General features: G+C 66.2%; 14 protein-coding genes and 4 pseudogenes. 9 read left to right on the top strand and 9 right to left on the bottom strand.

Annotated elements, in window-relative coordinates:
- The first annotated feature begins 302 nt into the window (after positions 1-302).
- On the top strand, positions 303-653 hold the full coding sequence (locus OG963_RS01855) for a hypothetical protein (protein WP_371798226.1): 351 nt from the start codon (positions 303-305) through the stop codon (positions 651-653).
- A gap of 536 nt (positions 654-1,189) precedes the next feature.
- Positions 1,190-1,750, top strand: coding sequence for a YrhB domain-containing protein (locus tag OG963_RS01850; RefSeq protein WP_371798225.1), 561 nt, complete (start codon positions 1,190-1,192; stop codon positions 1,748-1,750).
- A 321-nt stretch (positions 1,751-2,071) separates the two neighbouring features.
- Here the strand turns inward: OG963_RS01850 and OG963_RS01845 are convergent.
- Together OG963_RS01845 and OG963_RS01840 are read right to left on the bottom strand one after the other, a co-directional pair.
- A protein-coding gene (locus OG963_RS01845; protein WP_371798224.1) for an IS5 family transposase occupies positions 2,072-2,880 on the bottom strand; the annotation gives its coding sequence in 2 pieces (ribosomal slippage) (positions 2,072-2,541 and positions 2,541-2,880; 810 coding nt in all).
- Positions 2,838-3,431 (bottom strand): hypothetical protein, encoded by a 594-nt coding sequence (locus tag OG963_RS01840; protein WP_371798223.1) that lies wholly within the window; start codon positions 3,429-3,431, stop codon positions 2,838-2,840. The genes OG963_RS01845 and OG963_RS01840 overlap by 43 nt, the downstream gene beginning before the upstream one ends.
- A 499-nt stretch (positions 3,432-3,930) precedes the next feature.
- Here OG963_RS01840 and OG963_RS01835 point away from each other — a divergent pair, with 499 nt between their 5' ends.
- The gene (locus OG963_RS01835) at positions 3,931-4,068 is read left to right on the top strand and encodes a hypothetical protein (protein ID WP_199823013.1); all 138 of its coding nucleotides are present in this window, start codon (positions 3,931-3,933) and stop codon (positions 4,066-4,068) included.
- Between the two features lie 153 nt (positions 4,069-4,221).
- Here OG963_RS01835 and OG963_RS01830 read toward each other — a convergent pair.
- Positions 4,222-4,641: pseudogene (locus OG963_RS01830) on the bottom strand (NAD-dependent epimerase/dehydratase family protein); the annotation flags it as partial.
- 88 nt (positions 4,642-4,729) lie between these two features.
- Here OG963_RS01830 and OG963_RS01825 point away from each other — a divergent pair.
- The gene (locus OG963_RS01825) at positions 4,730-6,178 is read left to right on the top strand and encodes a hypothetical protein (protein WP_371798222.1); all 1,449 of its coding nucleotides are present in this window, start codon (positions 4,730-4,732) and stop codon (positions 6,176-6,178) included.
- On the opposite strand, the gene OG963_RS01820 is transcribed toward OG963_RS01825, so the two are convergent.
- A protein-coding gene (locus OG963_RS01820) for an IS5 family transposase (RefSeq protein WP_371800250.1) occupies positions 6,148-6,965 on the bottom strand; the annotation gives its coding sequence in 2 pieces (ribosomal slippage) (positions 6,148-6,617 and positions 6,617-6,965; 819 coding nt in all). The two genes, OG963_RS01825 and OG963_RS01820, sit on opposite strands and share 31 nt — an antisense overlap.
- Before the next feature lie 135 nt (positions 6,966-7,100).
- Positions 7,101-8,348: an IS701 family transposase gene (locus OG963_RS01815; RefSeq protein WP_371798221.1), complete on the bottom strand. Its 1,248-nt coding sequence runs from the start codon at positions 8,346-8,348 to the stop codon at positions 7,101-7,103.
- A gap of 127 nt (positions 8,349-8,475) precedes the next feature.
- On the opposite strand from OG963_RS01815, the gene OG963_RS01810 reads away from it, so the two are divergent.
- From OG963_RS01810 to OG963_RS01800, 3 genes and pseudogenes are all read left to right on the top strand, one after another.
- Positions 8,476-9,201: a hypothetical protein gene (locus tag OG963_RS01810; RefSeq protein WP_371798220.1), complete on the top strand. Its 726-nt coding sequence runs from the start codon at positions 8,476-8,478 to the stop codon at positions 9,199-9,201.
- Between the two features lie 151 nt (positions 9,202-9,352).
- Positions 9,353-9,709 (top strand): hypothetical protein, encoded by a 357-nt coding sequence (locus OG963_RS01805; protein ID WP_371798219.1) that lies wholly within the window; start codon positions 9,353-9,355, stop codon positions 9,707-9,709.
- Between the two features lie 298 nt (positions 9,710-10,007).
- A pseudogene (locus tag OG963_RS01800) lies at positions 10,008-10,217 on the top strand (N,N-dimethylformamidase beta subunit family domain-containing protein); the annotation flags it as partial.
- A gap of 29 nt (positions 10,218-10,246) precedes the next feature.
- Here the strand turns inward: OG963_RS01800 and OG963_RS01795 are convergent.
- Both OG963_RS01795 and OG963_RS01790 read right to left on the bottom strand, forming a co-directional pair.
- Complete coding sequence (locus OG963_RS01795; protein ID WP_371798218.1) at positions 10,247-10,756, bottom strand: hypothetical protein; 510 nt, start codon at positions 10,754-10,756, stop codon at positions 10,247-10,249.
- 372 nt (positions 10,757-11,128) lie between these two features.
- Positions 11,129-11,977 (bottom strand): helix-turn-helix transcriptional regulator, encoded by an 849-nt coding sequence (locus tag OG963_RS01790; protein ID WP_371798217.1) that lies wholly within the window; start codon positions 11,975-11,977, stop codon positions 11,129-11,131.
- A gap of 137 nt (positions 11,978-12,114) precedes the next feature.
- Here OG963_RS01790 and OG963_RS01785 point away from each other — a divergent pair, with 137 nt between their 5' ends.
- Positions 12,115-12,969 carry an NAD-dependent epimerase/dehydratase family protein gene (locus tag OG963_RS01785; RefSeq protein ID WP_371798216.1) on the top strand — a complete coding sequence of 285 codons (855 nt, stop codon included), beginning with the start codon at positions 12,115-12,117 and terminating at the stop codon, positions 12,967-12,969.
- A 515-nt stretch (positions 12,970-13,484) separates the two neighbouring features.
- Here OG963_RS01785 and OG963_RS01780 read toward each other — a convergent pair.
- Both OG963_RS01780 and OG963_RS01775 read right to left on the bottom strand, forming a co-directional pair.
- A pseudogene (locus OG963_RS01780) lies at positions 13,485-13,901 on the bottom strand (DUF488 domain-containing protein).
- Positions 13,862-13,960 (bottom strand): annotated as a pseudogene (locus OG963_RS01775) (hypothetical protein); the annotation flags it as partial. The pseudogenes OG963_RS01780 and OG963_RS01775, both read right to left, overlap by 40 nt.
- Before the next feature lie 197 nt (positions 13,961-14,157).
- Here OG963_RS01775 and OG963_RS01770 point away from each other — a divergent pair.
- Entirely contained in the window at positions 14,158-16,503 is a 2,346-nt protein-coding gene (locus OG963_RS01770) for a SpoIIE family protein phosphatase (RefSeq protein WP_371798215.1), read from the top strand.
- The last annotated feature ends 421 nt before the right edge of the window (positions 16,504-16,924 follow it).

The raw sequence follows: 16,924 nt of genomic DNA, 5'->3' as shown, positions 1-16,924 counted from the left end.
GGCAGCTCCGTCAACTGGAAGGAGAAGAGATAGCAGGTCACCAGTTCACCGGCCAGGCTCACGGTCACATCACCGAAGTCGACTTCCGCCTTATGGCCAGGCGGTTGCGTCGGCGGGACGACGGTGGCCTCGGACACTGTGGCGCCAAACGCAGCACCTAGTGTCCCGCGCCGGAAGTTCCTAGGTAGTTCCGGCTGTGGCTCGAAGGGCCAACATGCGCGGTCGGCGTCCAGCCCCCTGGCCGCCAGGGGGCTGGACGGATCTACCGACGAATTACTGGCGCAGGACACTAGGGTGCCGCAATGAGGTTGCGCGGAGTGTTCATCGCATTTTTCCTGGTCCCGCTGGCATGGGGGGTGATCACCCTGCTGAGGGCTGGGGCGGCCCACGGCGTCCCGGACTGCCCGGGGCTCCAGCTGGGCGAGGACGGCGAGGACCACCCCGGCCCCATGCGGCAGGGCCATACCTGCGCGCTCGACTACAGCGTCCGCGGCGGCGATTCGACCGGCACAGCCACGTTCGACCAGCTCAAGTACGCCCAGGAGGTGAAGCGCGGCGACCTCCTGGGCCAGGGCCTGCTGTACACGCTGTACGGAACGGCGGGCGCGGCCGCCACCGTGATCGCCACCCGGAAGCGCGCCGACGGACGCTAGTGTCCCGCGCCGGAAGTTCCTAGGTAGTCCCGGCTGGGGCTCGAAGGGCCAACACGCGCGGTCGGCATACAGCCCCCTGGCCACCAGGGGGCTGGACGGATCTACCGACGAATTACTGGCGCAGGACACTAGGACTTATCCGAGCGATCACGGTTGTGGGCTATCGGGCAAGACCGGGATCATCGCATCGGCCCGGCGTGCCGCCCCAGCATCCCTCCCGCCTCAGCGGAACTCGTGGACCAACTGGATATCGCCGACGATGTGGGCGTTGAAGTCGTCCAGTTCCTCGGCCGGAACCCAGAGCTCGAGGATCGTCTGTCATCTGCATCGCTCTCGGAACGTAGGCCGCTGGTATGGCGGGTCGAGAGCGGGACGATACCGGCGCCGCGAACGCAGTAGCTACGCAGTTTCCGCAGCCTGGGCAGCTCGTGACCAGCAGTTACGGGACAGTTAGCCGTCGCTGCAACGAAAGGAGTTGTGACTGTGGGCCCGGAAACCTGCTGGTCAGACCTGGATCCATAGTGGATGCTGCACGCGTGATCGAGCGAGAGACCGCGGTTCGTATCGTCGAGGAAGAGCTGGACCGCGAGAACCAGAAGTGGGCGGCTCTGGGCGTTGAGCCGGTGCGCACAACAGTGCTGCATGTAGAGAAACACGAGCTGGTCTGGAAGGTCTACTGGCAGTCCGAGGAATACGCGCGCACCCGGAACCCCGCGGCCATGTTGGTCGGCCACGGCCCCTACCTGGTCGACCGCATCGACGGCGGGCTGCACCAAATTGGAGCCGTCTCCGAGATAGAGGGAGCCTGGGAGGCTGACTACCGCGTTCGTATCCGTGGGCTGACCATTCGCACCTCTGTGGACGATCTACACGAAGAGATACGCGAAGCTGCCGCCGTGCGTGGCCGCATGCCAGCGGTACGCATCCTGCGCCAGAGACTGCCGACGCTGTCTCCATCGCAGGCCCTCGAGTACGTGAGTGCGTTGCTGCAGGCCGATGCCCCAGCCCACCTTGTGGCTGTCGCCGTTGAACATCTCATCGAACCCATGAACCCAGTGCTCGCCGTGCAGACCATCCGCCAGGGAAAACTCGATTAGGCCAGAACCCAGAAGTGACGACGCTGTGTGCGGGGGCAGCGCAGAAAAGGGAAGGCGGGAGCCGACGGGGCGTTAGCAGGATGCCGGCCGACTGGCTCTTCCCGGGTTGCCGGGAAGCACTGCGTCCCCGGCGACCACACTCGATCGTCACCGACGCTGTCACCGGCCTCAGCACGTCAGCGCCGGGAGGCAGTAGCCACCGATTCGATGACACCGCGCCAGGTTCTGCGGTAGCCCTCGCGAAGAGGCCCGCCGACCAGGTTGAGGATCCCTGATGCCGTGTTGATCATGGGCTCCGGGTCGCCCGACTTACTGATTGTTTCAGAATGAGGTTCGGAGTCGTCTCAAACAGATGATGCTACAGGCGAGTTGGAGCAGTCCGAGGTGGAGGTCGGCGCGTATCTCGTAGCGGATGCGCAGTCGCTTGAACTGGTGGAGCCAGGCGAAGGTGCGCTCGACGACCCATCGGGTCTTGCCCAGGCCGGAGCCGTGCGGAGTGCCGCGGCGGGCGATCTTGGGTGCGATCCCGCGAGCCCGGATGAGGCGCCGGTACTTGTCGAAGTCGTAGCCGCGGTCGGCGAACAGCCGCCGGGGCCGGTGCCGTGGCCGGCCGCGCAGGCCACGGATGCGGGGTATCGCGTCCAGCAGCGGCACGAGCTGAGTGACGTCGTGACGGTTTCCGCTGGTCAGCGAGACGGCCAAGGGGGTTCCGTGCCGGTCGACGATCAGGTGATGCTTGCTGCCTGGCCGTGCCCGGTCGACCGGCGAAGGTCCGGTGTGAGCCCCCCTTTGAGCGCCCGGACATGTGAGCCGTCGATCGCGGCGTCGTCCATCTCCAGCAGGCCTTCTTTGCGTAGTTCGGCCAGAAGTACCTCGTGCAGGCGGGGCCACACTCCGGCCTCGGTCCAGTCCCGCAGACGCCGCCAGGCCGTCACCCCGCTGCAGCCGACCCGCTCCGCGGGGACGTCCCGCCAGCTCACGCTCTTGCACAGCACGTAAACAATGCCTCGCAGAGCAGCACGGTCATCCACCGGCAACCGCCCGGGATGCCGATGCCGCCGCGGCGGACGAGGTGGCAGCAGCGGGGCTATACGTTCCCACAGGTCATCAGGCACAAGATCAGCAGACACCCAACAGATCCTGCCGAGGCGGACACACCATCGGACCGGGTGATGATCAGAGGGAGCGCGCCTGTGTGGGCGTCGTCGTAGTCCTGGGCCACCAACTGTGTGACGTTGAAGAGTTGCTTGTCGAGTCGGCCGGAGGCGATGTAGGGCATGGCCTCATCGGGGTACACAAAGGTGTCACCGCCCTCGGTGGCGACGCGAACCGACCCCTTGGCTCCCGGTGCGCGCTCCACGTCCACCAGAGGGCTACGACCATTGCCCTGAGTCACCGTCACCTTGTCACCCGTGATCAGCGTCACCGTGAGCGGCGCACTCTGAGGGCCGCCGTGTCCCTCATAAGCCACATGGGCACCGGGGGCATGGGCGGCACCGTAAGCGGCCGCGGCGGGTGTCTCCGTACCCGGCACGGTGTCCCCGCTCGGTGCGGCCGCCCCGGTCGCCTGCGCGGGAGAGGTCAGGCCGGTGACGCTCAGGGCCGCTGTGACAGCAAGCAGCGCCGACAGACCGGCGCGTCCGGGTCTGCGAGCAGGCCGACGCCGTATGTGTGATGACATGTACAAGTGCCTCCGACGGCCCGGTACAGCCCGGGTCCGGTAGTGGGACATCAGATAATCGGCGCACCATCGCGCCCGCGGCTCGGACTGCACCTTTGTCGCCCCGCAGATGAACCACAAGGGGATCTCCGGGGCCAGTAAGCGCAGTTGCACAGGTGCGAAGCAGCAGGTACCCGAACCGCTTCCAGAGGAGGTGCGTGGATACTGACGTCGTGGAGCCGTCATTCAGGCAGCCCCGCAAGGTCGCGGCTGGCCCGGAACGTCTACAGGCACGGTGAAACTTGAGTGGCACCTCGCGTGCGAAGCCGAGCCCAAAGGAGTGGTCAACAGACCGGTGTGGCTGCTGGTGCTCCAAGTGCGCGCTGGCCCGGCGTGGTCGGCCAGGGGCCTTCGCGTTCGTAGCCCGGCCTCGACGGTGACGTGCCCCACAGGCAGTGAAGGCGCCTGTTCTGCGGAGTGCCGACACGCCTACCTCGACAGCCTGTTCATCGACCCCGGCATGGCGGAGGACGCCTGGGCCGACGTCGCCGACAGTGATCCCTCGGATCCTTGGCGAAGGACCGTCGAGGAGTGGCTGGACAAGGAACTGCCAGCCTGGACGATGAGGAAGCCGTCGGACTGGGCGGGGTGGAGCTGATCCGGGCCGCGATGCGCAAAACGGCCCGGCAACTCGGCTGGAAGGCCACCTGCCACCAGCAGCACGTGAAGCAGAGGCGATGTCATCACCCCTACCCCCCGCGGACGGATGCCGGCTGGGCGGATCACCAGGGCTGACCTGGCGCGGTGACCGTCACAGGGCTCCGGCGTCCCGGGCCGTCCAGACGCTCGGGTAGATCGGCCGGAAGCCGAGTTCCCGGCGGATCCGCCGGTTGGACGTGATCCCGAACCACGGGTCGGGGTCCGTGAGCTCGTGGATCCCGGCGGGCACTTCGACGCCGTTGAGCTGGTACAGCTCGACCGTCGTGACGGGAGCGTCATCGGCGATGTTGTAGATCCGGCTGGCGATACCTGGCGCGTACAGCAGACGCATCAGGCCCTGGGCGACGTCCGTATGGTGGGCCATCTGCAGGAGCTGGTGCGGCGCCCAACGGGCGGCCCAATGCAAGGAGTTGGCGAGGTGCGGATCGCCCTCGCCGTAGACGAAGGGGAGCCGCCCGATGCGTACGTCCAGGCTCTTGAGCCCGAGCAGTTCGCGCTCTGCCATCTTCTTCACGGAAGGCCGAACTAGACCACGGCCTCCAGCGACAGGGGGAACCAAGGTGTCATCTAGCAATCCTCGAAGACGGTCCAGGCTGATTATGATCGGAGCGTTCGTAGCCGCCTTGACTGTGGGATCCATTGCAGTTCCGGAGTTCACGGGCGGAGCCAGCGCTTCCGCTGCCGAAGCGTGCCATACAGAGGTGGCGACATACCTCATAGACCCCGATGGAAACAAGGTGCAAAAGTATCTTGACTGGAACCCGTCGGACGCCACCGATTCAGCATTGTTCGATACGGGGGTATCAGCGACGCTGAACAGTGACAGCGTCTACCTCTCCGGCGGACACGGCGTGATCTACGAGGTCACGTCGGACGGAATACTCAAGTCCTACAAGGACCGCAGTGCCAGTGGGGGCGCCTTGCTGGCTCCCGTAAAGACTTACACATCCAACTGGACGGCTCGCCGAAATCGGCTTTGGTCGAATGGGGATCTGATCTTCTCCATTCACGGCGGCGGCAAGTTGGAAATCTGGCATCAGAGCTCGCCGCTCACTGGGGACGGTGAAGTTACCCTAGATCCCACTGTCCATGCCTACAACAATCCGGCAGTGGTCGCCTTCACCGAGGCAGATGACGTGTGGGCAGTCGGATCAACCGCGTACACCCTCACCGACGGCGTGATCCGCGCTTGGACGTACACTCCCAGCACCTACCCCAGATTCCCGTCTCAGGGCACTGTCGTTGGTACCACCGATTCCGAGCAGAGACAGGGGTGGGGAGTCGGCCCGGGAACTGTACGGACTGCCACGAGTGACGGCACCGTGCAGGCGTACGCGGGAGCGTCGAAACTAGCTGTCACCAACAGCGAATACGGCGTGGGGCTTTTCGGCTATTTCCTCGCGGATACAGCTACATGCCTTGCAGACGCAGGCGAAGCAAAGCCCACAATGGGTGCCGCAGCGGATGACCCTGACGCCCCCGCCGCTGTGGCCGAGGAACCCGGCGAGCCCCCCGCCCCTGGTGCTCCCGAAGTACTCAAGGGCAAATTCACCCTCGGAAGCGGCGCGCCGGCCGCCGGGCTGACCGTCAGGGTCGAAGCTATAGATGCCGTCCCCGAGGATGGTACCGAGGTGGACCTCCCGTCGCTGGGGTCTACCGTCACCGCTGCCGACGGCACTTGGTCACTTACCCTGCCCAGTACGCTGCCCACCGACGTGCGGCAAGCCGCGGCTGAAAACGGCGGAATCGTCAACGCGATGGCGACCGCCACGGGCAAGACGTCGACTGGTGTCCCCATGGGGGGAATTACCCACCTCGCGGCGGCGCCGGCCACCGCCGCCGCCTCGGCGCGGAGTCTGGCAGTTGCTGACGACGAGAACGCCGAGCCTGCGCAACTGCTGCCGCTGTCCACGTCCACGGACAGCAACGAAGTATCAAGCTTGAGCGAGGCGCAAAACCCAGCGACGGACTCCAAGCTAACTGCGGCCTTTTCCCAGAGTTGGGCTAAGACGGTGTCCTATGTGGTGAGTTTGAGGAAGCGTTTGTAGCAGCAGAGGGCGGCAGCGAGGCCGAGAAAGCCCAGGTAGTTGCGGGGATAGCGTTCGTAGCGGTGGTTGAGTCTGTGGTAGCCGGTCAGCCAGGACATGGTCCGCTCGATCACCCATCGTCGGCGTCCTAATCGTTCGCTGGACTCGGTGCCTTTGCGGGCGATGCGCACGCCGATGCGTTTGCCGCGTAACCATTCTCGCAGGTGGGGGATGTCGTAGGCCTTGTCGGCGTGCAGGCGTTGGGGCTTGAAGTACCTGCCTCGGTGGGGGTCGTGTCTCGTTTGGTGACCGGCCACCATGGGCTTCAGCCCTTCGCTGTCGTGGGTGTTGGCGGCGGAGAGGCCGACGACCAGGGGCAGTCCGTTCGCGTCCGACAGGATGTGCATCTTGGAACCCGGCTTGCCTCGGTCCACGGGGCTCGGACCTGTAAGTTCGCCCCTTTTTTTGCGCGCACGTGGGCGGAGTCGAGGACGACGCGGGAGACGTCGATCAGACCGGCGTCGTCGAGCTGGTGCAGGACCGCCTCGTGCAGCCGGCCCCACACCCCGGCCCGCGACCAGATCATGAACCTGCGGTGGGCCGTCGACTTCGATATCCCGAAGCACGGCGGCAGAGCCCGCCAGGAACATCCGCTCACCAGCACGTAGATGATCGCCGCGAACAGCGTCTCATCAGGCGTGTTCTGGGTGCCGCCGCCCTGCGGTCGCACCCGGTCCTCCGGGATCAACGGCCTGGCGATCTCCCACAGCCCGTCCGGAACAATCCAACTCCACGTACCCCGCCCCATGACCAGCACAACGAGCGAAGCCCACATAGGACACCGTCTAATACTCCAGTCAGATTTGGTGTCCTGAGCTGGCTCTTTTCCGGTAGTGGCATCGTTGGGCGATGGCTTGGTGGTGTCTGCGCCAGTGGGACCATCTCAGGGCTTGCTGACGCTGGTTGAGTTCGGGTCTGGGGTGGGGCAGGAGAGTGTCCAGGAGCCGTCGGATTTCTGCCACGGTGAGGGGGACGATGCTGGTCGGTTCGTTTCTGCGGTTTCCCGGTGGGCGGCTTGGGCGGCCAGGGAGGTGAGGAAGGCATGGGCGAGCATGGCCAGGGTGATGTGCCGGTACCAGCCCGGATAGCGGCGGACCTCGTACTCGTCCAGGCCGCACTCGTTCTTCGCGGCCTGGAAGCATTCCTCGACCGCCCACCGGCTGCCGGCGATGCGGGCGAGTTCGTCGATCTCGATGCCGACGGGTGCGTGGGCGAGGTAGTAGGCGATCTCGGTGGGGTCGGACAGACTGCGGCGGGCCAGCACCCAGCGATGATGACTCGGCGGATCCGGGTCGAAAATGATGTTGGCGGGCAGTTTCGCCGCTGCCCAGTCATAGACGCGTGGGCCCTTCGCCCCGTCGCCGCAGGACAGCCGCTGCCAGGCATCGGCGGGGGCTTCGTCGATGAGCTGGTCGATGCGCCAGATCCCCGCCAGGGACTTGATCTGCTGGGACTTGGGCACCGCAACCACGTAGCCGAGGCCGAGCTGCTCGAGCAGGCGGCGGAAGTTCCAGTCCTGCCCATAGGCCTCGTCCGCGGTCACCCAGGCGGCCGGGAGGCCCGCGGCCAGGCAGCGGCGCACGATCTCCCGGGCCAGCTCCCCTTTGGTGGCAAAGCCGCGTTCATCAGGGATTTTCGCTGCCTGGCACCGCTCACGGTCGGAGGTCCAGACTTTCGGCAGGTTGAGCTCCCGGTCCACCAGGGCCCGGCCCGAGCTGGTGGCATAGGCGGCGAACACGCCGATCTGGCAGTTGTCGATCTTCCCCGAGGTGCCGGTGTACTGCCGGCTCACCCCGGCCGAGGTAGTGCCCTTCTTGACGAACCCGGTGTCATCGATGATCAGTACCCCGCCCGGACCGAGCTGATCGGCGACGTAGTCCCGCACGTCGTCGCGGACGGCATCGGCGTCCCAGCGGGCACCGTTCAGCAGGTGCTGCAGGCCCGCCGGATCACGGTGGCCGGCCCATTCGGCCAGCTGCCAGCCATTCTTCCGCCCGACCGGCGCCAGCAATCCCCGCACATAGTCACGCATCCGCCACCGCAGATCCGCCCGCCCGAACCGGCCCGCCACCCGAGCGAAGACCGACTCCAACTCGGCCTTCCAGCAATCGACTTCAGGTAACACGTCCATACCCGAACAACGACAACCAGCAGCTCAGGACACGAATTCTGACTGGAGTACTAAGAAGCAGGAAGCGAGCCCCACCGATACGCTTGAGGACGGTCCACTTCCCAAGTGGCAGAACGCGACAGGGGGCTTGCCGACCGGCTACAACCCCTACGTAGTCAACGGGCAGGACACCAAGGGCCTGATCGTGCGGCCGATGGACGGAGGATGCGACCGCACAAAGTCCAAGGTCATCGACAAGAAGATCTACTACACCACGGTGGGCGAAGGTCACGCCTACTGGGACGCCAAGGCATCGGTGGACTACGACAGCAAGCTGTCTTCGACTGTAGATATCGCAGCAAAGACCGGCAGCAACTGGACGATCTCCGGCAGCGCGAGCCTTGGATCCTCCATGAGCGTCACCACAGGCTACACAGCCAAGGGTCCTTACTACGCAAAGCAGTGGAAGGTGCCGATCAAGTACTACAAGTACCAAGAGACATGGAAATGTGGTGGCGGTAACACGTTCACCCGCTACGTCATCAAGCCCGGAAAATATACGATCCCTGCAGGCGGCGCCACAGGGAAGTACGGCAAGGACGTCCGCAACAAGGACGGAGCTGCATACCTGTCCTCTCCTAAGAGTCATCGCGCCTACGTTGCGCGAGGCTCGTACTTCCAACTGAGCAAGAACCGCAGCGTCAAGTGGTCCGGCGCCGTCAGCGCTTTCGGAGTCTCCCTGGGCGGGTCGACAGGCTACGACCGCGACCACAAGCAGCGCATCACCGCACTTGACCGGACGAACTCCAAGCACTACATCTGGGGGAAGAATGACGGTCCTTCGGGGAAGCCGGGCGTTTTCTACTCCTACTAGGCTGGCAACAGTGCTGGCGTGCGCTCTCCTCGTCGGCTGCTCTGTGTCCCGGTCTGATGGCCACGCACTGGATGCAGAAGGAACACAGTCGAGTGGGACAGTCGGCAACACGCACGCACAGGTGGGTCAAACGTGGTATTTCGCGCTTCCCGTGCCCCACAACGTAAGCGACCAGAGCATCGAGATCACGGGAGCGAGTGTCGTTGACCCGCCCAAAGGCCTCAGGATAATCAGCTACGCGGCCTACGACCTCAACGACACTGAGGGGCTACCTCTACTAGTCTTGGGCGGCGAGTCGGACACACCAAATTTCAGCCGCCTCAAGAACTACGCAGAGTCCCTGGTCAAGGTCCCACCGAAGAAGGAAAGCGACATATTCTTTCAAGCTAAGATTCGAATCGAGTCACCGCCCAGGAAGAATATCGAGCGTTGCCGATTCCAGTATCGTCAAGGAGATCATGAGTTCACCCAGACCCTTGACTGCAGAATGGAATTGAAGGTGGGCTAGTCCCATTCCCGGATAGACGACACGTGTCCCCCTCAGCCGAACAAGCTTTAGGGGGACACGTGCATAGCGACAGCAAAAAGAGACATGCTCGACCGGGTCGCATCCGTCGTGGTGGTGCGGTGCGGCTACTGCACGTAGGTCGCTGCGGCCATGCGAGCCTGATTGCCCGCCATGCCCTCTGGGTTGACGGTCGGGGCGAGTACTCTTCACCCCGCTCGGCGGATCCCTGCGGTTCGGCCGGTTGTACGACTGGACGGTCAATAGTGCTGACGAGATCCGGGCCGCGCAACTGCTTCGGGTGGAAAGACTGCCGGAGGGTGCGTACCTGCTCCGATTGGAAGCGGACAACGGCCACCAGCGCTATGTGCCGTTGATCGTCCGTTCGGCATCCGGCGAGGGCAGGACAGTGCTGATGCACGCAGCATCGACCTGGCAGGCGTACAACGCGTGGGGCGGGTACAGCCTCCATCACAGCGAGGACGGTGCGTACGGGACACGGTCGCTCGCTGTCAGCTTCGAGCCCAGGCACCCGACTGATCAACCCTGGGACTCATGGCGAGCCCGGTGCCATGCTTCCTCGAAGTTGTCACAGCTGATCTTCAGGGACGCATACTGCGGGTCATACAGGTCACAGGCCACGCTCGTCTTGACGGCACCGCCGTCCGAGTCGATTTCAACTTGCCGCAACCGCCGTCCGTCCGGACCGAGTTCCATCAGGAAGATCTCTTCGTCGCCGCCTTCCTGCCAGCGCAAGTACACACGGTCCTGTCCTGCCAAGATGCCGAAACCAGGCTGGCCGCGCTGGGCATCCCGCTGGGTGCGGAAACTGGACAGCGGGTTCGGATCCGGTGCGTCGAGGTGGACCTCCTCCAACGTCCAAGCCTGCGCGCGTTCGATGGCATCCGGGTCGGTGACTACCTCGACCTCGGCGCAGACACGCACGATCTCCTCCGCGGACTCAGCCCACACCCACCACCACAGGCCCCCCATCCCATAGTCGTGAAGGACCAGATAGCGCGTCTTTCGAACCTCACCCAGTTGATTCACAACCCGTGAGCCTACGTCGGCCTCGGGACGGCTCCGCCTTCCTCCCCCTGGGCAGTCCCTCACAACCGATTCGCAGGCCACCCGCGATTCCGCAGAAGCCAGTTGCACTGAGAACCGCGAGCAGAGCGTTCTCACAACACCTGGCAATCCAGCAGCTCAACCCAAGATCCGCAGACATGCTCAGTGCGACAGGACACAGATGCCCGGCGTGGCCGTCGGGCAGGGGCTTGGGTACGCGGTAGTAGGGGTGGTCGTCTGCCTTCCTGTGCCGGTGGGAGACGTTGTGCCGCCGTCGGCCCCACATGGCGCGGAGTTCGGGATCGGGGGCGACGTGCGGCGGGCCTGGAGCGAACTCGGAAGGCGCGCACGCGGTCAGAGGCTCGTCGGCGTCAGGTCCTGCAAGCCCACCACCCGCAGCAGCTGCAAGCGCTCGTACGACTCTGTGCCCGGGCGGGCCGTGTGGATAACGAGCTGCTGGTTGTGGTCGGCGTTGACGAGGATCTCGCAGTGGAGTTCGAGGATGCCGATCGCAGGGTGCCGGAAGCGTTTCGTGGCGGCGCGGCGTACGGCGACCTCGTGTTCGTCCCAGAGGTAGGCGAACTCCTTGCTTGCGGCGCATAGTTCGGCGACGAGGGAGGTCGGTTCGGGGTCCGTGGGGCGCGCCGAGGCCACCGCTCGCAGGCCGGCGACCTGCTCACGGGCGCGCTCCGGGCGGTCCTCGGGCGGGAACAGCTCCTGGGCCGCCGGGTCCAGGAAGAAGCGGCGGATCATGTTGCGTTCTCGGGGCGGGCGGGCGAGAGCGTCTCCGCTCAGCGCCCGCGACAGCGCGTTCTGGGCCAGGACCTCGCCGCAGTCGGTCACCACCATCGCCGGGGTGTCGTACAGCCGGTCCAGTACCAGGAGCAGACCCGGGCGCACGTAGGTGCTAGTTGCCTCCCGGCGCGGCGGCTCTTCACCGGTGAGGTGGAAAAGGTGGTCGCGTTCGTCCTCCGTCAGGCGCAGGGCCCGGGCCAGCGCGGTGAGCATCTGGCGGGACGGACGCGGGCCCCGGGACTGTTCCAGCCGCGTGTAGTAGTCCACGGACATGCCGGCCAGCTGGGCCACCTCCTCGCGGCGCAGCCCCGGCGTACGGCGGCGGGCGCCGGCCGTCAGACCCACGTCGGAGGGGTCCAGGCGGGCACGAGCGCGGCGCAGGAAGTCGGCGAGTTCGGCTCGGTTCACCTCGCCAGGGTGCGGGATGCGGGCCGGCTTATCCAGGGACTCCCGATCCCATGATGAAGAGGTCTCTCCCGGTCGTCCCCGCATACGCCGAGGCTGGTCATCAACGACAGGCGACACAGTGCGTTAAGGAGCACATCATGCTGATCTTGGTGACCGGTACGACGGGACAGGTTGGACGGCGCTTCGTGCCGAGGCTGCTGGTCCAGCGACAGCCGGGCGAGCAGGTGCGAGTCCTGCTGCGGGACGCGGCCCGTGGCGAGCGCTTCGCGGAGCTGGGCGCCCAGGTCGCCGTGGGAGATATGCGCGACGAGGAGGCACTCGGCAAGGCGCTCGCCGGTGTGGACGCCGTCGTGAACGTCGCCGCAGCCTTCCGCGGAGTGCCGGATGAGGAGGCGTGGGCCGTCAACCGGGACGCCGCGGTGGCCCTGGGCCGCGCCGCGCAGGTCTCCGGCGTGGAGCGGTTCGTGCAGGTCAGCACGAACAATGTGTACGGCGTCGGACGGGGCCGCCCGCTGACCGAGGAGGACGAGAGTCGGCCTGGCGGCGCGATGTGGGGCGCCTACCCCGAGTCCAAGGCCGAGGCCGAGCGCGAACTGCTCGCGCTCAAGAGCCTGGACGTACGCATCGGGCGGCTCCCCTTCGTCTACGGCGAGGGCGATCCGCACCTAGCCAACTCCTTGCATTGGGCCGCCCGCTGGGCGCCGCACCAGCGCCTGCAGATGGCACACCACGCTGACGTCGCCCAGGGCCTGATGCGTCTGCTGTACGCGCCAGGTATCGCCGGCCGGATCTACAACATCGCCGATGACGCTCCCGTCACGACGGTCGAGCTGTACCAGCTCAACGGCGTCGAAGTGCCCGCCGGGATCCACGAGCTCACGGACCCCGACCCGTGGTTCGGGATCACGTCCAACCAGCGGATCCGCCGGGAACTCGGCTTCCGGCCGATCTACCCGAGCGTCTGGACGGCCCGGGACGCCGGAGCCCTGTGACGGTCACCGCGCCAGGTCAGTCCACCCCTGTGATCCGCCCAACCAACGTCCGGCTGCGGGACGCAGAGGCGGTGACATCGGCTCTGCTTCGCGTGCCGCTGGTGACAGGTCGCGCGCCGTGTCGGTGACATCCACTGTGCTTCGCCCGACTGAAGCCGCAGTTCAGCGGATGCCGGTGGTGACACCTGATGGATGGGGCCAGTGCGCCAGGCTGCCGTATCCGGCTAGAGGCGGACGCGATCCGCAGTGAGCCATCGTGTTCACGGCTGCGCTCGTTGCGGATCATGTTCGTTCGCATCATTACCCTCCTCACGTCTACGGGCGGTGCAGGATCCGCCAGCATGGCGTCACACGGGGGATTCGTCCCGGCGGCCGACGTACCAGCGCCACGAGGCCCGGGTGTGAGTCGGTGGAGGTCGCGCCGACGGTACAGCGTCGCACGGACGTGCGCTGCGCCGCTGCCACCGTCGACGATCAATTCCGCAGCTCGCCGTCCCTGTGGACACTCGTGTTCGTCACCGCTTCTTGGTCGGCCACTCGGCCAGGACAGCGGCCTGGCTGTGGTCGACGTCCTTGGTGGCGGTCAACAGCATGAGCTTGTCGTGCGCTGCGAGGTCACGTAGCTGTTCGGCCGCCTCGCGGTGTCCGGCGTCGCGTAGTTCTCACAGGTAGCGGCGACGGAACTCGGTGAAGCGGCTGGGGTCACGGCTGTACCACTTGCGCAGTTCGGTCGACGGGGCGACGGCACCCAGCCACTGGTCCAGGTGCGCGTCTTCCTTGCGCATGCCGCGCGGCCAGACCCGGTCGACGAGGACCCGTTTGCCGTCCTTGGGCGCGGTCCGGCGTCGACGGCGGTCCTGCCGAGCGCGACGGACAGCATGGTTTTGCTGACCCCCGGCGGTCCGACGAACAGAACGTTGGAGGCGTCGCAGAAGAAGCAGGAGCTGCGCAAGCAACGACGGCGGCTCCAGGACGCTTGCGCGGAAGGCACCGCACCACCATCCCAGTCCACGGCGGCCGCTTCCACCACGGCCACCTGCTTGCCGAAGCCCTGCAATACCACTCACACCGCTCCACGGACACCCGCCCGTGGAGCGGTGTGAGTGATGAGGTGGAAGACTGAAGGAGCTGCAACAGGAGCGGATGGTCATGGGTACTTCGGCGTGGCGGAAGTCCGGCGGCGCAGTCGTGGAACCGGCCTCGGATGGTGTGGCATGGCTTGCGGTCGGCGCGGATGGCACCGTGTCCGAATGGGGCCCGGTCGCGGAGCGTCTTTTGGGGTACCCGGCTCGTGACGTCCTTGGTCGACCGGTAGCCGATCTGCTCGCGACGCGGAGTGGTGTCGATTCCGGGTATGGCGAGATTATGTTCCGGCACCGCGACGGCCATATCGTGCGCTGCCGGTTGCTGGTCGAAGGCACGGGCCCCAGCCTGGCCGTGGAGCTGTCGCCAGCCGGGCCCATTCCGCCTTCGGACATCGAACAGGCTCTCGTGGAGGCTCTGTTCACCCGATCTCCCATTGGCTTGATCCTCTTGGACCCTCAGCTGCGACTGATGCGCATTAACGCCGCGGCGGAGGGAATGCATGGCACCCGGATAGGGGAGGTCCTGGGGCTGCGGCCCACCCAGGCGTGGCCCGAGTTCAGCGGCGAGATGGTGGAGCGGGTGCTGGGCGAGGTCCTCAGGACCGGGGAGCCCGCGATCGAGTTCGAAAAGCGCGGACGGCCGCCCGGCGATCCGGGGCGGGAGCATGTCTATTCGACGTCGGCGTTCCGCCTTCAGGCCCAAGACGGCCGGATCCTCGGGGTCGCCGATCTCGTGGTCGATATCACCGAACGCCACAGGGCCGAGCGACGTCTTGCGCTGATGGCCGAGGCCGGCGCGCGGATCGGCACCACCTTGGATCTGCTGCGCACAGCCCAGGAACTGGCAGAAGTAGTGGTGCCCACGCTGACGGACAGCGTCTCCGTGGACGTCCTGGAACCCGTACTCGGTGGGGAGGAGATTCCCCCCGGTCCCATCAAAGGAACCGCCGTCCTGCGGCGGGCCGCTTCCTGCTCCCGCCGTACCGACGCCCCGCCCGGAGCCTACGCTCCCGGGGAGATCAGCAGCTATCCGGGAGATACGCCCGCCTGCCAGGTGCTGGTTGACCACGTGCCGCGGCTGGTGCGTACCCTCACCGAGGACAGTCCGTGGGTAGCTGGTGATCCGGCGCGGGGGCGCAAGATGCTGGAGGACCGCGTCCACTCGCTGATGCTGGTACCTCTTGTCGTCCGCGGTTGCGCGCTGGGACTGGTCTGTTTCTACCGGTGGGGTTCGGCGAGGGGCCCGTTCGAGGACGATGATCTCGAGCTCGCAGTGGACCTGGTCGGCCGGGCAGCGGTCGCCTTGGACAACGGCCGCCGTTACATTCGCGAGCGTAACACCGTACTGGCTCTGCAGCAGGGCATGCTGCCCCAGCGGTTCGCCGCCCCCCGCGCCGTGGACTGGGCCCACCACATGGTCTATTCCGGAGCCGGCGGCGACTGGACCGACGTCATTCCCCTTCCCGGAGCCCGCGTGGCACTCGTGACCGGCAGCACTCCCGGCCGCGGTGTGCGCACGGCCGCCACCATGGGGCGGCTGCGTGCCGCAGTGCATACTTTGGCCAACCTCGACCTGGCCCCGGACGAACTCCTCGCCCGCCTCGACGACCTGGTGCGTGCCTTGGGCAGGGAAAGCGGCGAAACCAGCGCCGGCACCCCCATCGGCGCGTCCTGCCTCTACCTGGTCTACGACCCCGTGACCGGCCACGGCAGCATGGCCTCGGCAGGCCACCCCGCACCGGTCCTCGCCCACCCCGACGGAACCGTCACAGCCCCGCCCCCTCCCGCAGGCGAACCCCTTGGCCACCCGGGCCCACCGTTCGAGAAGGTTGTGTTGGACCTGCCCGAAGACACCCTGATCGTGCTCCACACCCGCGGACTTCTTCAGAAGTTCCCAGCTCAGACTGGGGCGGCCGAACTCGAGCGCCTCGTGGCCTCACCGACCGGATCCCTGCAGAACCTCAGCCTCACCCTCACCGAAGCGCTGGTGCCCTCGGACCCCCAAGAAGACGCGGCCGTCCTCGTGGCTCGCACCCGTCCCCTGGATCCGGGCAGTGTCCTCCTCTGGGACCTGCCGCCCGACCCCGCCGCCGTCGCCACCGCTCGCACACTGGCCACCCGTCAACTGGCTACCTGGGGACTGGCAGAGGAAGAAGTGTTCGCCACAGAACTGATCGTCAGCGAACTCGTCACCAACGCCATCCGCTACGCCGCACCCCCCATCCGGCTCCGCCTCATCCGCGACCGGGCCCTCACGTGCGAAGTGTCTGACTCCAACAGCGCCGCCCCCTTCCTGCGGCACGCCCGCACCACCGACGAGGGCGGCCGCGGACTGCTGCTCGTCGCTCAGCTCGCCGAACGGTGGGGAACGCGGTACCAGGAACGGGGAAAAATCGTATGGGCCGAGCTGCCGATCACCGGACCGGTCCGTCAGATGGAAAGTGCGTAACCAATCACTGCGCTCGGTGTGCTGCGCCGAGCTCAAAAGTGCGTTGATGCTGAAGGGCGTGAAGCGTGCCATTGGCAGCTGGTGGGCTACCTGCTGATCGACACGCTTGACCGGTACCGGATCGACGCCCTCGGGCTGTACCCAACGTGCCCCGGAGTCGTATCTGCCCAGCCGGTGGAGGAGTACATGGACCTGCTCGGCATCTGTTGGCTGACCGGAGAGTGCACGGCCCGAGCCCCTCGCGGCAGCGGCTTGAACAGGAGACCCGGGGAACTTCGTGGCACAGCGCCAGCATCTGTCTGCCGAGCCCGCCGTGCTATCGGACGTGGCCCGACGGCTGGTTCGCATGACGTTTGTGGGCGCCTCCAAGCCGCAGCCGTTGGCGGCCGGTGCCTGGTCTCAGAGGTACTCCTAACGCGGT

This window comes from Streptomyces sp. NBC_01707 (assembly GCF_041438805.1).
In the GTDB taxonomy this organism is placed as follows: Bacteria; Actinomycetota; Actinomycetes; order Streptomycetales; family Streptomycetaceae; genus Streptomyces.
This window is presented reverse-complemented; position numbering and strand designations above follow the sequence as displayed.

Bases quoted from the DNA above. Each gene is read 5' to 3' on its own strand.
- OG963_RS01855 (WP_371798226.1), top strand. From the start codon at position 303: ATGAGGTTGCGCGGAGTGTTCATCGCATTTTTCCTGGTCCCGCTGGCA.
- OG963_RS01840 (WP_371798223.1), bottom strand. From the start codon at position 3,431: ATGTCATCACACATACGGCGTCGGCCTGCTCGCAGACCCGGACGCGCC.
- OG963_RS01835 (WP_199823013.1), top strand. From the start codon at position 3,931: ATGGCGGAGGACGCCTGGGCCGACGTCGCCGACAGTGATCCCTCGGAT.
- OG963_RS01825 (WP_371798222.1), top strand. From the start codon at position 4,730: ATGATCGGAGCGTTCGTAGCCGCCTTGACTGTGGGATCCATTGCAGTT.
- OG963_RS01815 (WP_371798221.1), bottom strand. From the start codon at position 8,348: ATGGACGTGTTACCTGAAGTCGATTGCTGGAAGGCCGAGTTGGAGTCG.
- OG963_RS01785 (WP_371798216.1), top strand. From the start codon at position 12,115: ATGCTGATCTTGGTGACCGGTACGACGGGACAGGTTGGACGGCGCTTC.